The following is a 14,167-nucleotide window of genomic DNA, read 5'->3' as shown; positions in this document are numbered from 1 at the left end:
GCCCTGGCGTTCTTTTTTGGAACAAGGAAGTGACCAGGGCCATCGCCCCCGAGCCCCCTGCTGCCGGCGTGTGCGCGCATAGGCGTGGTGCGCGTAACCTCTACGGTGATGGGGGCAGGGGGCTATGTTCCCCTGCGTTCTGTTAGATCACCTTGCCCGCGCGCCCGGCGACTTCAGTGACATACTGCCAAGCGACACGTCCCGACCGCGCTCCTCGGCGGCGGGACCATTCCAGCGCATCGTGCTCGTCGAAGGTCAGGCCGAACTGCTGCGCATAGCCTTCGATGATCGCGAGGTAGGAAGGCTGGTCGCAGTTATGGAAGCCGATTGAAAGGCCGAAGCGGTCGGCAAGGGCGAGCCGGTCGTCCACCACGTCGCGCGCGTTGATGGGGTCGTCCTGTTCAGACATCGAGCGTGAGACGATCGCACGGCGGTTGGCGGTGACGGCCAGGCGGACGTTGTTCGGGCGCGCCTCGACACCGCCTTCCAGCCAGGAGCGGAGCAGGCGCGGTCCGGCCCCGTCGTTTTCCTCGAAGCCGAGATCGTCGATGAAGACGAGGAACTGGCGGTCCACTGTACCGAGCAGGGCGAAAAGGGCGGTCACGCCGTGGAGAGCTTCCTGCGCCACCTGCACCAAGGCGATGCGGCCGGGGTGCGCGGTCTGCGCGGCAACGATCGAGGCGCGTATAACGGCGGACTTGCCCATGCCGCGCGACCCCCAGAGCAGCATGTCATGCGCGGCATGGCCGGCGGCGAGGCGCTCGACATTGCCGACGACGCGTTCCTTCTGGGATTCGATGCCGCGCAGCAGGCCGAGGGGCGGCGCGAGCAGTTCGGCAACGCCGCGTGCCTCGCTGCCGGTCCAGACATAGGCGGGGTGGGCCAGCCAATCGACTTGCGGGGCGGCAGGGGGCGCAAGACGTTCGAGGGCGTCGGCGATGCGGTTAAGCACTTCGATCTGGTCGATCATGATTTGGGTTCTTCGCCTCTGTCGGTTCGTAGATGTCAATTCGTGGAAGAAGAGGCCCACCTTTTCGCATGAGGCGGGGTGTGGGCCCCAGATGGTCGATAAACAGCGGCGCCGCCATCTTTTTCGGAGGGGAGGGCTGGAGGCAATCTAGATTGTTCCACGTGAAACTTGGATCGCGCGGTCAAGGTGATCAGGCTCATGCTCGCGGTTTTTCTTGGCTTTCGGGTCCGTGGCCTATAGCGGCGACGTATGGAGCGCAACTTTGGACCCGAATTGCTGGCACCGGATCACGCCGGTGTCGCACGAGCTGCAGAAATGCTGGTCGAGGGCAGGCTGGTCGCAGTACCGACCGAAACGGTCTATGGCCTCATGGCCCGTGCCGATCGGGATGAATCGGTGGCGGCGATCTATCGCGCCAAGGGCCGGCCGAGCTTCAATCCGCTGATCGTCCATGTCGCCGATCCGGCTTCGGCGCAGGATCTCGCGGTGCTGGACGATCGGGCGCTGGCGCTGGCGGAAGCGTTCTGGCCCGGCGCTCTGACTCTGGTGCTACCCTTGCGGGACGGCGCGGCGGTGGCGCCGGCGGTGACCGCAGGCCTTTCTACCGTGGCGCTACGGTGTCCTGCTCATCCGCTGATGCGCTCGGTGATCGCGGCCTCGGGTCTGGCGCTGGCCGGACCGTCCGCCAACCGCAGCGGCGGGGTGAGTCCGACTCTGGCGGAGCATGTCGTTTCGTCTTTGGGCGCGAATGTCGATGCGGTGATCGACGGTGGACCTTGCGATGCCGGCGTCGAATCGACGATCGTGGCTCTGCGCGAGGGCGGCCGTTGGCAGATCCTGAGGCCAGGGCCGATCCCGCGCGAGGCTATTCGCAAGATTCTGGGCACAGAGAGCGATGCCGTGACCTCTCAGGCGATCGAGGCGCCGGGGCAGCTTGCCAGCCACTATGCGCCGGGCAAGCCGGTCCGGTTGAACGCCGAACAGGCAGAGGCGGACGAATTTCACATTGGGTTCGGCGGTGTGGCGGGAGATGCGAATCTCTCTGGCTCGGGCGATCTCGTGGAGGCAGCGTCGCGGCTCTATGCCTTGCTGCATGAAGGTGCGGCGGCGGGTAAACCACGCATCGCCGTGGCGCCGATTCCGGGTGAGGGTGTGGGGGCTGCCATCAACGATCGGCTGAGCCGAGCGGCGGCCTGAACTTCGCCGTCGTCCCGGACTTGATCCGGGACTGCTGGCGGTGAACAGCCCAACTCTCGTCAGAGCGTCTCGTCGCCCGCCGGCGCGTAAAGACCGCCAGCGGCGCCGGATCAAGTTCGCGACGACGAGGGCCCTGGAGTCAGCGCCTCAGGTACTGCATGTCGGCATAGTCGTTGCGGGCCTTGTCGCAGGCCTGCTGGTCGCCGCGATCGCATTGACGCAAGTGCTTGTCATACTGCCGCTGCATCTTGCCGAGCTTCTCTTCGCGTTTCCGCAGTTCGCGGCCGCGCTTTTCGTCGGCTTCGGATTGGCTGGTGGTGACCGCGTCCACGGCAGAGCCGGCGACGCGCACCGGCGCGGTGATGATCTTGCCGGCGGTGCTCAGACAGCCCGAGAGCAGAAGTGCAGCAGCAGGAGCGAGGAGAGCGAGGGTGCGTTTGGTCATCACCGCCGAGCCTCTCACGGAGTCGCTGTCTCTGCAATGAACATCCGGACCGCCAATAACGAAAGGGGCCGCTTCCGATGTGGAAGCAGCCCCCTTGCGTGCGAGATGACGCTGCGTCTGATCAGACTGCTTCAGCGCTCTCGTAGTACTTCGGCGCATACTCGTTGAGGATCGAAAGGATCTTCTTCAGAGCCGCCGGTTCATCGGTCTTTTCCATGGCCGCGAGTTCGCGGGCCAGGCGCGAGGAAGCCGCCTCGAAGATCTGGCGCTCGGAATAGCTCTGCTCCGGCTGATCGTCGGCACGGAACAGGTCGCGAGTCACTTCGGCGATCGACACGAGATCGCCTGAGTTGATCTTGGCTTCGTATTCCTGGGCGCGGCGCGACCACATGGTGCGCTTCACCTTCGGCTTGCCCTTGAGCGTGTCGAGTGCTTCGCGCAGGGTCTTGTCCGACGACAGCTTGCGCATGCCGATCGATTCGACCTTGTTCACAGGAACGCGCAGGGTCATGCGCTCTTTTTCGAAACGCAGCACGTAGAGGTCGAGCTGCATCCCGGCAATTTCCTGCTTCTGCAACTCGATCACACGGCCTACGCCGTGCTTGGGATAAACGACGTAATCTCCAACATCGAAGGCATCGGCCCTGGTTGCCATGTATCGTCCTTTCACCTGCAGGTATTCGTTGCCATACTTACGGTGAGAGAAACCCGGGTGGATGCGACTTGAAGATGCGTAAAGCCTCTTCGCCGCCCGGTCAGATCACTCTCCCAGCCGTTTGCTTTCGAACCCTGCCTCGCAATGCAAATGCCTGCCAGACGGGCAGAAGGCCCGGGCAGTTGCTGGATTATATAGCATCGATGTGACAAAATTACCAGAGGCGAGCAGACGGTTAGCAGTCGCTCGCCTCCGGGTATGTCGGTGCGAAGCCGAAAGCCTCGCCAAGTCCCTCATTCACTAGGGAAAGCGGTGTTCCCGAATGAGGTTGCGGTGCAGCAAATCAGTCGCCTTCGCCGGGCTCGGGCGAGAAATATTTTTCCAGCTTGCCTTCTTCGCCGCGCATCGCGTCGGCGTCTTCCGGCGCGTCCTTCTTGGTGGTGAGGTTGGGCCATTCCGCCGAATACTTGGCGTTCAGCTCCAACCACTGCTCCAGGCCGCTCTCGGTATCGGGCAGGATCGCCTCGGCCGGGCATTCCGGTTCGCAGACGCCGCAATCGATGCACTCGCTGGGGTTGATGACGAGCATGTTCTCGCCCTCGTAGAAGCAGTCCACCGGACAGACTTCAACGCAATCCATGTACTTGCACCGGATGCAATTGTCGGTGACGACATAGGTCATGGCTGCGTATTCCTCTTAGAAGGCCTCGTTTCGGTTGGCCGCTGCTATGGGAACATCGGCCCCCGCGTCAAGCACTCTATAGCAGGCCTGGGCTTCCGGGGCGGGTCCGCGGCGCTGCGGAAGGGATAGGATTTCTATCACCCGCACGCCTCCAGCTGTCGGAACGGTGAGAACGTCGCCGGTGCCGACCTTCTGATGGGAGCGCTCGACCCGGCGGCCGTTGAGCCGCATGTGGCCTTCTTCCGCCATGGTCTGGGCCAGGGGACGCGTTTTGACGAGACGCAGGAACCAGAGAAGCTTGTCGATCCTCATGCCCGTGCCGTTCTCCCCCTCTATCTGCCCAGCATTTCGCCCAGCGCTGCAAAAGCGCCATCGCTGCGGATTGGGGCAGGGCGCGTTACTTCCGCGGTACGTTCGCGCTGTGGCGGGCGCCAGCGCCAGCGCACCGGCGCAGGGGCGCCATGCACACCGTCGGCAAGCGGGCGCGGCATCATCGCCTGGAAGCCGCCGAAGCGCAGCAGGCGGGCATAGCTGGCGGTCGTCAGGCCCATCGACACGGCGCGGGCCGGATCGAGCGAAAACGTCCGCGAAGGCCCCTTGTAGCCACTGGCAGCAGAGCGCGCCTCGTGCGCCTCGCGCAGCAGCTTCTCGGCCATGTCGAGACGGACCAGTTGCTTGCCGAGGTTGCGGTAGCCAGGCGCCTTGTGGCGCTTGGTGGCATCCATCGTCGGCGGCATGGCGGCATCGGGTTCGCCGCCGGGAGTCTCCTTTCCGGCGATCCCGGCGAGCTGGCGCCAGAGCGCGATCGGGCCGGGGCGCAGCATGGCAGGCAAGAACAGATCGAGCGCGCCCACGCGGACGCCAAGCCTGGCGAGCATCGTGCGCCGCGCCTTGTCCAGCCGGTCCACGCCGGAACCGTCACGGGCGATCATGCCGCCGCGCTCGACGAGGGTGATGAGCAGGGCGCGGAGGTCCGGCCCGGCCTCTTCGGTGCGGCTCGCCTCGTCCAGCTTCGCCAGCGGGGCGAGGGGTTCCAGCGCGGTTTCGAGCCAGGCCTCGAGCGCGGCGACCAGAGCCTTGCGGGCGGGAGCGGGAATCGCGTCCAGCACGCGATCGGGCACGAGGGTCGGCGCGAGCAGCGAGCGGCCTGCGGAAAGTGCGGCGATCTTCTCGCCGTCCCAGCTCAGCTTTCCGTTTTCCAGCGCCAGCGGTGCCGTGCCTTCGTGGACGGCGGCGGTCAGTGCTTCGGCGCGTGACTGGAGCAGGGCGGGCAAGTGGCGCTCGGCAGCGGCCAGCAGCAGCTTGCGGTCGGCATGGCGGGCAGCGGGATCGACCTGGAAGGCGAAGCCGTGCAGAGAGCCGATGTGCTCGCCTTCCACCAGCACTTCCGCGTCTTCGAGGCGAACCAAGAGCAGTCCGGCATCGGGGCCGAGTTTTTTCATGAGCACTGCGGTCCTGCGATTGATGAATCGTTCGGTGAGTTTGCCATGGAGGGCATCGGAAAGGCGAGCCTCAACGGCACGGGCACGCGCGGCCATTTCCTCGCGGGCCAGCACCCAGTCCGGGCGCTGGGCGATATAGGCCCAGGAGCGGATCGCGGCGATGCGGCCTTGCAAGGTGTCGATATCGCCGCCAGTCAGGTCGAGCCGGGCGATCTGCTGCGCCATGTAGTCGGCGCCGAGTTCGCCGTGGCGGAGATCCTGCCAGAGCCGTGCGACGAAACGGGAGTGAGTCTCCACGCCCTGCTGGCGGAAGTCGGGCAGGCGGCAAACTTCCCAGAACCGGCGGACCATGGCGTGGCCGCGCAGGCTGTCCATCACGGTGCCGTCTTCGGAGAGCCGCTTGAGAACGGCGAGGTCGATCGCTTCGGGGGCGAGAACCAGTCCCTCGCGGTCGGGCGGGGTTTCCAGATCGGAGATCAGGGTGGCGACGCTGTCGAAGCGGGGCTCGGGATCTCGCCAGAACAGCTTGGCCAGCGGCGGGAAGCGGTGTTCCTCGATGGCATAGACTTCGTCGGGCTCGAATTCGGAGTCGTGGCCGCCGGAACCGGTCAGCGTGCCGAACGTGCCGTCCCTCTGGTGGCGTCCGGCCCGGCCGGCGATCTGCGCCATTTCCGAAGTGGTGAGCCGGCGGTGGCGCTGGCCGTCGAATTTGGAAAGGCCGGCGAAGGCAACATGCTCGACATCGAGATTGAGGCCCATGCCAATGGCGTCCGTCGCCACCAAATAATCGACTTCGCCCGACTGGTAGAGCGCGACCTGGGCATTGCGCGTCTGCGGGCTTAGCGCGCCCATGACAACTGCGGCGCCACCCCGAAAACGGCGCAGCATTTCGGCGATGGCGTAGACCTGCTCCGCCGAAAACGCGACGATCGCGCTGCGCGGGGGGATGCGGGATAGCTTCTTGGCACTGGCGTGAGTGAGAGTGGAGAAGCGTGGCCGGGTGACCACTTCCACGTCGGGGACGAGTGCCTTCACCATCGGCTCCAGCGTGGAGGAGCCGAGGATCATCGTCTCTTCGCGGCCACGGGCATGGAGCAGGCGGTCGGTGAAGACATGGCCGCGCTCGCGGTCGGCGCCGAGCTGGGCCTCGTCAATGGCGACAAAAGCGAGGCTGCGTTCCGTCACCGGCATCGCTTCCACGGTGCACAGCAGGTAGCGCGCGTCCTTGGGTTCGATGCGCTCCTCGCCGGTGATCAGGGCGACGTTCTTCTCGCCCTTGATCTTGCAGACGCGGTCGTAGACCTCGCGCGCAAGCAGGCGGAGCGGGAAGCCGATGGCTCCGCTGGAATGGGCGCAGAGACGCTCTATGGCGAGGTGGGTCTTGCCGGTATTGGTAGGACCGAGCACCGCCTTCACCCCGCTGGGGGCGTCCTTTCGCGACGAGGCATGCCGGTCGTGAACCATTGCCGGTGAATGTGGCACTGCCTCCAGCCCCCCGCAAGTCTCGGCTCATCGAAAGACAGGTGAAAATCCCCGGAATTAGCGGGAGGTTAACTTTGATGGCGCAGAAGGCCGCCTTCGACGTCAGCTTGTCCGCGGGATTGGAAAGAGACTGATGACACGGTTCGCGGCGCTTTTTTCCGGGTAGTGGTGGGGAAGGGGCATCTTGTTCAAGGCTCTGGAAATGACGGAGGGAGGTACCGCGCGGGTCGCGGCCCTTTCGCACGACCAGATGGTTCGCGAGGCACTGCAAACGGCTGACGCGGCGCCTGGACCTTCGGCTGTGGAGCGTTGGAAGCTTGGCATCGAGCATTGGTGCCACAAGGTGGAGATTGCCCCCGATCTCGCCGAAAATATCGGAAGTCGCCGCTGGTTCCGCGGACTGGCGACGATGCTGGGGCTGAGCGCAGCCGCGTTCGCCTGCTGGCCGGATTTTTCGGCGGTGGAAGCGGCCACGACAAGACCGTTGGCCGACCGCAGCCGGGATGAGTTCCGCAGCCAGACCATTTCTCCGCTTGCGTTCGGCGCCGACAGCGGCCGCCACATGGGGGCCAGTCCGCTGGTACGCCCGCTTGCCAAGGTACCGGAACGCCCATCGATTCAGCTTGTCTCCACGCTGGGGCAGGGAGACAGCTTTTCCCGTATGCTGGAGCGAGTGGGCGTAGGATCGGCCGACGCCTCCCGCATCTCCGGCCTGGTGGCGCAGGCCACGCCCATCGACGACCTGTCTTCCGGCACCCGCTTCGACATCACCCTGGGGCGCCGACCTTCGCCCGATGCGCCGCGCGCTATCGAGTCCCTGGACTTTCGGGCCCGTTTCGATCTCGATCTTTCCATCGAGCGTGGACCGGGTGGGAATCTCTCGCTCGTTCGCCGACCGATCCGCGTGGACGAGACTCCCTTGCGTATTCGCGGCAAGGTAGGTTCCAGCCTCTATCGTTCGGCTCGCAACGCTGGCGCGCCGGTGGGCGCCATCCAGGATTATCTGCGCGCTATCGACAAATACCTGAGCCTGGAAAGCGACATTGCTTCGCAAGACGAGTTCGACATCGTCGTGGCCTACAAGCGCTCGGCCAAGGGTGAACGCGAGGTGGGCAACCTGCTCTACGCCGGTCTCGAACATGGCGGGAAACCGCGTGTGCAACTGCTTCGCTGGGGGAAGGGGGGCGAAATGATCGCTTCTTCCGCTTTGACCCAGGCGCGAGGAGCGCCCGGCGGGATGCCGGTGGCAGGCCGCGTGACTTCGCCTTACGGAAAGCGGCGTCACCCACTGCTCGGCTTCGTTCGCATGCATGCCGGGATCGACTACGGCGCGCGACATGGCTCACCGATCTACGCGGTGGCGGATGGCGTCGTGAACTTTTCGGGACGGCACGGCGGCCACGGCAACTATGTGCGCCTGAGTCACGGCGGCGGGCTGGACACCGGGTATGGCCACATGAGTCGCATTGCCGTTTCACGTGGAACAAGGGTCAAGGCCGGACAGGTCATCGGCTACGTCGGCTCGACGGGCCTCTCCACCGGGCCGCATCTCCACTTCGAAGCCTATCGCGGCGGACGGACGATCAACCCCGCAGGCCTGCGCTTCATTGCGCGCCCGCAGATCGACGGCAAGGAGAAGGACGCTTATCGTGCCAGGCTCAAGGCGATGCTCGGCGTTAACCCGGGTGCGGCACTTGCTGCAATCGCCGTGCCGGTCGAATCCCCGAAGGATGCGCAGCGCGAGATCGATCGACTGGCGCCCGCCGGCGAGTAGGTCAGGCCACTCGCGCTGCAATCGCATTGCACGCTGGGACAGTCCGTCACATTGAACCCGCCGGACTTTTCCGGCAATTACCGGCGATGACCGGAGCATATCCCCACACCCGCCTGCGCCGCGCGCGCGCCACGGCCTGGAGCCGTGCCATGCACCGCGAGACGGTGCTTACCCCCGCCGACCTCATCTGGCCCGTTTTCGTGACCGAGGGCGAAGGCGTCGAGCAGCCGATTTCCTCGCTCCCCGGAGTCTCGCGGTGGTCGGTCGATCTACTGGTCGAGCGGGCGCGGGAAGCCGCCGATCTGGGGATTCCCTGTCTCGCCCTGTTCCCCGATACCCAGCCCGAGCGCCGCAGCGACGACGGCGCCGAAGCGCTCAATCCCGACAACCTCATGTGCCGTGCCCTGCGCGCCATCCGGACCGAACTGGGCGACCGGATCGGCCTGCTGACCGACGTTGCGCTCGACCCCTATACCAACCATGGGCAGGACGGGCTGCTGGGCGAGGACGGCTATGTCCTCAACGACGAGACGATCGAGGTTCTGGTCGGCCAATCGCTCAATCAGGCGCGGGCAGGGGCGGACATCATCGCGCCGTCGGACATGATGGATGGCCGCATCGGTGCGATCCGCGACGCGCTGGAGGACGAGGGCTTCGTCAACGTGCAGATCATGAGCTATGCCGCCAAGTACGCCTCGGCGTTCTACGGCCCGTTCCGCGATGCGGTGAACACGCGCGGTCTGCTGAAGGGCGACAAGAAGACCTACCAGATGGACCCCGCCAATACCGAGGAAGCGCTGCGCGAGGTGGAGTTGGATCTGGCCGAGGGCGCCGATAGCGTCATGGTCAAGCCGGGCCTGCCCTATCTGGATATCGTGCGCAGGGTGAAGGAGACGTTCGAGGTTCCCGTCTTCGCCTATCAGGTTTCCGGCGAGTACGCGATGATCGAGGCGGCGGTGGCGGCCGGGGCGGCGGACCGCGATGCCATGGTGCTGGAGACTCTGCTGGCCTTCAAGCGTGCGGGCTGTTCGGGCGTGCTGACCTATCATGCGGTCCATGCCGCGCGTCTGCTTCAGAAGTGACGACCGATCTCCGTCTGGAAACCGATCGCCTGATCCTGCGCAACTGGCGCCCGGGCGACATCGTGCGCTTCGCCGAAGTCACCAACACGCCGGACGTGATGCGCTGGCTGGGCGGCGTCATGGATGCGGAGCGGCTGGCGGCATTGGAAGGCCGCGTGTCGGCCTTTCACGAAAGCTACGGCCACACGTTCTGGATCGTCGAGCGCAAGAGCGACGGCGGCGATCTCTCCGGCGAGATGCTGGGCTTCTGCGGTCTCAAGAAGATCGATGCGCCGGGGGCATCGTTCCCTGGCGCGTTCGAGATCGGCTGGCGCCTTCGCAGCGATTCGCACGGCAAGGGCTATGCGCGGGAAGCCGCCACGGCTTCGCTCGATGCCGGTTTCGACCGATTCGGTGCCCAGGAAATCTTCGCGCTCACCGTGATCGGAAACACGCCGAGTTGGGGCCTGATGCGCCGGCTGGGCATGCAGCGGCGCGAGGAACTCGACTACGACGACGTTCGCTTCGAGCCGCCGCTGCGCCATACTATCGTCTATTCGATCACGCAGGCAACATGGACCGCGCGACCGCGCTAACCGGACGCGGTCAGGGAGAGTGGCAATGAAGCAGGACCGGACCGACATCACCGTGGCAGCCATCCACGGCAAGGCGCCGCGGATTCACTCCAGCGCCTTCATCGCGCCCGGCTGCCGCATCATCGGCGATGTCGAGATCGGCCCGGACGTGAGCATCTGGTACAACTGCGTCATTCGCGCCGACGTGAACCGCGTGGTGATCGGCGCGCGGACCAATGTGCAGGACGGCACGGTGATTCACTGCGACAGCCCCAAGCCGTCGCGGCCGAACGGTTACCCGACGCTGATCGGCGAGGACGTGCTGATCGGGCACCTGGCGATGGTGCATGGCTGCACTTTGGAAGACCGCGCCTTCGTCGGCCTGGGAGCGATCGTGATGGACGGCAGCCATATCGAGCGCGGCGGGATGTTGGCAGCCGGAGCGCAGCTTACCGGCAAGCGCATCGGCGCGCGGCAGCTCTGGATGGGGCGACCGGCGAAGTATCTGCGCGATCTCGACGACGCGGCGGTCGCAGCGAATCTGCGAAGTGTGCAGGGCTATGTCGTCAACGGCCGCCTTCACGCCCAGGCGCTGGGCCTGAGCGGCTGATGGCAAAAGCGAAAATGCCCCTGCCGCCGATGGAAGCCTTGCGCGACCTGATCGACCGGGAAGGGCGCCTCGCGGTTCGCGTCACACCGGGCGCGAGAGGGGAAGCGCTGGAGATCGTCGGGGGTCGGCTCATGGCGAAAGTCCGGGCCAAGCCGGAGGACGGCAAAGCCAACGAGGCGGTTCGCATCCTGCTGGCGGCGGCTCTCGGCCTCGCCGCCTCTCGCGTCGAACTGCTAGGCGGCGTGACATCCCGTCAAAAACAGTTCCACGTGAAACTTCCTACCCGAGCCGGGGAGGGCGATCATGCGCAGCATGGCGGAGAGGCAAGCGCGAGTTCTCCCGAGGGTTGGTAAGCTCCTCCACCACCTTGCGGGTGGTTCGGCTCTTCCTGATCTGCGACCTGTTCCACGTGAAACGTTTTTCCCGTCAATTGCGGACGAGCGCCTTCAAGGCCTCGATCCGATCGGCCTCATGCGCGGGCTTGTCCATGCGGATCCGGTGGATGCGGGGAAAGCGCATGGCAAGACCGGACTTGTGTCGCTTGCTGAGATGGACGGAATCGAAGGCGACTTCCAGTACCAGCGATTTGTCCGTCTCGCGCACCGGCCCGAACCGGTTGACGGTGTGATTGCGGATATAGCGGTCGAGCCATTTCAGCTCCTCGTCGGTGAAGCCGAAGTAGGCCTTGCCCACCGGCAGGAGTTCGGCGCCGGAGTCTGGATCGCCGTCCCAGCAGCCGAACGTGTAGTCGGAATAGAAAGAGGATCGCTTGCCGCTGCCGCGCTGGGCATACATCAATACGCAGTCGATCAGCAGCGGATCGCGTTTCCACTTGTACCAGAGCCCGGTCTTGCGTCCGGCGAGATAAGGGCTGTCCCGGCGCTTGAGCATGACGCCCTCGATGGCATCGTCTCTCGCCCTTTCGCGGATCGCGGCAAGTTCCGCGAAGTCGGTCGCAGGAATCACCGCGCTGAGGTCGAAGTGCCCGGGATCGAGCCGGGCCACAAGCGCCTCGAGCCGGGCGCGGCGTTCGAGCCAGGGAAGGGGCCGCAGGTCTTCGCCCTCGACGATCAGCACATCATAAAGGCGGACGAAAGCCGGGTAATCGGCGAGCATCTTCTTCGAAACCAGCTTGCGGCCCAACCGCTGCTGAAGCGCATTGAAGCTGGCCGCACCGCCTTCCTCGCCGCCTTGGTGGACGCCTCTCACCAGCAATTCGCCATCGAGCACCGCGTCCACCTCAAGCGCGGCGGCGATCTCGGGAAAGGTGCCGGAGATGTCGTCGCCGGATCGGGAGTAGACCCGCGTATGGCCGGCGACGCGCACCACCTGAACGCGAATGCCATCCCACTTCCATTCGGCGGCATAGTGGGCCAGGTCGAGCTGCGCGTCTTCCAACGGATGCGCGAGCATGAAGGGTCGGAACAGCGGCAGATGTTCCGAAGAAGGTGCCTCGGCGCCATGAGCGGCCCAGTCGAACAGGGCGCGATAGGGCGCTTCCTGGCCGTGCCAGTGCTCCTCCACATCCTCTACCGAGACATCGAAGGCCTGCGCGAAAGCCGTCTTGGCAAGCCGGGACGAAATGCCGATCCGCATGGCGCCCGTCGCCAGCTTGAGCAGGGCATAGCGTCCTTCGGCATCGAGGCGATCGAGCAGGCGGGGCAGATCGGCCATGACATTGGCGCGAGTCATAAGGGCAAGGGCGTCCACCGCTTCGCTCACGGTGGGCGGCGGATCGTTCGAAATCGTCTCGGGATTGGGCCAGAGCAGGCTGGCGGTCTCTGCTGAATCCCCGACATAGTCGCGGCTCAGCGTCCAGAGAATGGGATCGATCCGCTCGCTCATCAGGTTGCGGATCGTCGAACTCTTCACCGCGGGAAAATCCAGCCCGTCGGTCAGCGCGGCCAGGGCCCATCCGCGATCCGGGTCGGGAGTCTCGCGCAAGTAGTCGGCCAGGAGCCTGAGCTTGGCGTTGCGGCTACGGGTATAGACCAGCGCGTCGAGGAGGGCGGCGAAGCGTTCCATTCATCCATCCACGTGGAGGCGCGGAGGCGCGGAGAAGAAAGGAAATGGTTCGCGCAAAGATCCAGCTTTCGTGGCAAAGCCGCTTTCGGATGGTGAGTTCGCATATTGCGCGATGAAAAAACCGGGAAAGACTCCTGCGGCGCAGCGCATCCTCTTTGCGCCTTTGCGTGAGTCCTCCTTTCCTCCTCGTTCTTCTCCGCGCCTCCGCGCCTCCGCGTGATCCCTCTCAATCATCTTCGTCCTCGTATCCCACCAGAGCGAGCGCTCGCGCGCGGCGTTGATGCAACTGACACCAGCGTAGCATCGCCTCTTCGCGCCCATGGGTGATCCAGGTTTCCGCCGGGTTCACGTCGATCACCGTCTGCGTCAGCTCGTCCCAGTCGGCATGATCCGAGATCACCAGCGGCAGTTCGACCATGCGTTGTCGGGCCCGCTGGCGAACGCGCATCCAGCCGGAGGCCATGGCCGTGACCGGATCGGGCAGGCGCCGGCTCCAGCGGTCGTTCAGCGCGGAGGGCGGGGCAAGAACCACGCGTCCCGCCAACGCGCCCTTCGCCGCGTCGCTGACGAGTCGCAAGTCGCCCAGATCCACGCCCAGTTCCTCGTAGAGCCGACACATGCGCTCCATAGCGCCATGGAGGTAGATCGGTTCGACATGGCCGGCCCGGCGCAGTTCGGCAATCACGCGCTGGGCCTTGCCGAGCGCATAGGCCCCCACCAGCACGCAGCGATCGGGGTTGGCGGCAAGTGCGGAAAGCAACTTGGCGATCTCATGCTCGACGGGGGGATGGCGGAACACGGGAAGTCCGAAAGTCGCCTCGGTGATGAGCACATCGCAAGGCGTCACTTCGAACGGCGGGCAGGTGGGATCGGCGCGGCGCTTGAAGTCGCCGGTGACCACGATGCGCTCGCCCGCATGTTCCAGCAGGATCTGCGCCGAGCCGAGGACATGACCGGCAGGAATGTAGGTGGCCGACACGCCGCCCTGAAGGCTCAGCGTCTCGTGATAGGCGACCGGCACGGCGCCTTCGCAGGTCGCATAGCGCAGCTTCATGATCGCCAGTGTTTCCGGGGTGGCCACCGTCTCGCCGTGGCCGCCGCGCGCGTGATCGGCATGGCCATGCGTCACCAGGGCGCGATCGACGGGTCGAGAAGGATCGATCCAGCAATCGGCGGGGATGACGTGAATTCCCCAGGGTTCGGGTCTGATCCAGGAAAAATCACGGGCCATGGATGAAAAATGGGGCGG

13 protein-coding genes and 1 pseudogene are annotated in these 14,167 nt (G+C 65.2%); 6 read left to right on the top strand and 8 right to left on the bottom strand.

Going from position 1 to position 14,167, the window contains the following annotated elements; all coding sequences use genetic code 11:
- Window positions 1–142 precede the first annotated feature (142 nt).
- The gene (locus L284_RS39245; RefSeq protein ID WP_021234864.1) at window positions 143–970 is read right to left on the bottom strand and encodes a DUF815 domain-containing protein; all 828 of its coding nucleotides are present in this window, start codon (window positions 968–970) and stop codon (window positions 143–145) included.
- 249 nt (window positions 971–1,219) lie between these two features.
- Here L284_RS39245 and L284_RS39240 point away from each other — a divergent pair, with 249 nt between their 5' ends.
- Entirely contained in the window at window positions 1,220–2,167 is a 948-nt protein-coding gene (locus tag L284_RS39240; protein ID WP_021234863.1) for an L-threonylcarbamoyladenylate synthase, read from the top strand.
- Window positions 2,168–2,306: 139 nt separating this feature from the next.
- On the opposite strand, the gene L284_RS39235 is transcribed toward L284_RS39240, so the two are convergent.
- The 5 genes from L284_RS39235 to L284_RS39215 form a co-directional block, all read right to left on the bottom strand.
- Window positions 2,307–2,612 carry a DUF6726 family protein gene (locus tag L284_RS39235; RefSeq protein WP_021234862.1) on the bottom strand — a complete coding sequence of 102 codons (306 nt, stop codon included), beginning with the start codon at window positions 2,610–2,612 and terminating at the stop codon, window positions 2,307–2,309.
- 121 nt (window positions 2,613–2,733) lie between these two features.
- Complete coding sequence (locus L284_RS39230) at window positions 2,734–3,267, bottom strand: CarD family transcriptional regulator (protein ID WP_021234861.1); 534 nt, start codon at window positions 3,265–3,267, stop codon at window positions 2,734–2,736.
- A gap of 343 nt (window positions 3,268–3,610) precedes the next feature.
- Window positions 3,611–3,949 (bottom strand): ferredoxin FdxA, encoded by a 339-nt coding sequence (gene fdxA, locus L284_RS39225; RefSeq protein WP_021234860.1) that lies wholly within the window; start codon window positions 3,947–3,949, stop codon window positions 3,611–3,613.
- A 15-nt stretch (window positions 3,950–3,964) separates the two neighbouring features.
- The gene (locus tag L284_RS39220; protein ID WP_021234859.1) at window positions 3,965–4,261 is read right to left on the bottom strand and encodes an RNA-binding S4 domain-containing protein; all 297 of its coding nucleotides are present in this window, start codon (window positions 4,259–4,261) and stop codon (window positions 3,965–3,967) included.
- Between the two features lie 20 nt (window positions 4,262–4,281).
- Window positions 4,282–6,855 (bottom strand): helicase-related protein, encoded by a 2,574-nt coding sequence (locus tag L284_RS39215; protein WP_021234858.1) that lies wholly within the window; start codon window positions 6,853–6,855, stop codon window positions 4,282–4,284.
- Between the two features lie 220 nt (window positions 6,856–7,075).
- Between L284_RS39215 and L284_RS39210 the strand changes: the two genes are divergently transcribed.
- From L284_RS39210 to L284_RS46930, 5 genes and pseudogenes are all read left to right on the top strand, one after another.
- Window positions 7,076–8,647: a M23 family metallopeptidase gene (locus L284_RS39210; RefSeq protein WP_040713682.1), complete on the top strand. Its 1,572-nt coding sequence runs from the start codon at window positions 7,076–7,078 to the stop codon at window positions 8,645–8,647.
- Between the two features lie 86 nt (window positions 8,648–8,733).
- Entirely contained in the window at window positions 8,734–9,729 is a 996-nt protein-coding gene (gene hemB / locus L284_RS39205) for a porphobilinogen synthase (RefSeq protein ID WP_021234856.1), read from the top strand.
- Window positions 9,726–10,304: a GNAT family N-acetyltransferase gene (locus L284_RS39200; RefSeq protein WP_021234855.1), complete on the top strand. Its 579-nt coding sequence runs from the start codon at window positions 9,726–9,728 to the stop codon at window positions 10,302–10,304. Before hemB ends, L284_RS39200 begins: the two co-directional genes overlap by 4 nt.
- A gap of 25 nt (window positions 10,305–10,329) precedes the next feature.
- Window positions 10,330–10,893 carry a gamma carbonic anhydrase family protein gene (locus L284_RS39195; protein WP_021234854.1) on the top strand — a complete coding sequence of 188 codons (564 nt, stop codon included), beginning with the start codon at window positions 10,330–10,332 and terminating at the stop codon, window positions 10,891–10,893.
- Window positions 10,893–11,168: pseudogene (locus L284_RS46930) on the top strand (DUF167 domain-containing protein); the annotation flags it as partial. The gene L284_RS39195 and the pseudogene L284_RS46930, both read left to right, overlap by 1 nt.
- A gap of 151 nt (window positions 11,169–11,319) precedes the next feature.
- On the opposite strand, the gene L284_RS39185 reads toward L284_RS46930, so the two are convergent.
- Both L284_RS39185 and L284_RS39180 read right to left on the bottom strand, forming a co-directional pair.
- Entirely contained in the window at window positions 11,320–12,918 is a 1,599-nt protein-coding gene (locus L284_RS39185) for a cisplatin damage response ATP-dependent DNA ligase (protein WP_021234852.1), read from the bottom strand.
- A gap of 226 nt (window positions 12,919–13,144) precedes the next feature.
- Window positions 13,145–14,149: a ligase-associated DNA damage response exonuclease gene (locus tag L284_RS39180; protein WP_021234851.1), complete on the bottom strand. Its 1,005-nt coding sequence runs from the start codon at window positions 14,147–14,149 to the stop codon at window positions 13,145–13,147.
- Window positions 14,150–14,167: the final 18 nt, after the last annotated feature.

It is taken from the genome of Novosphingobium lindaniclasticum LE124 (genome assembly GCF_000445125.1).
Lineage (GTDB): Bacteria > Pseudomonadota > Alphaproteobacteria > Sphingomonadales > Sphingomonadaceae > Novosphingobium > Novosphingobium lindaniclasticum.
Note: the sequence above shows the minus strand (reverse complement) of the source record. Positions and strands in the feature narration are given on the sequence as shown.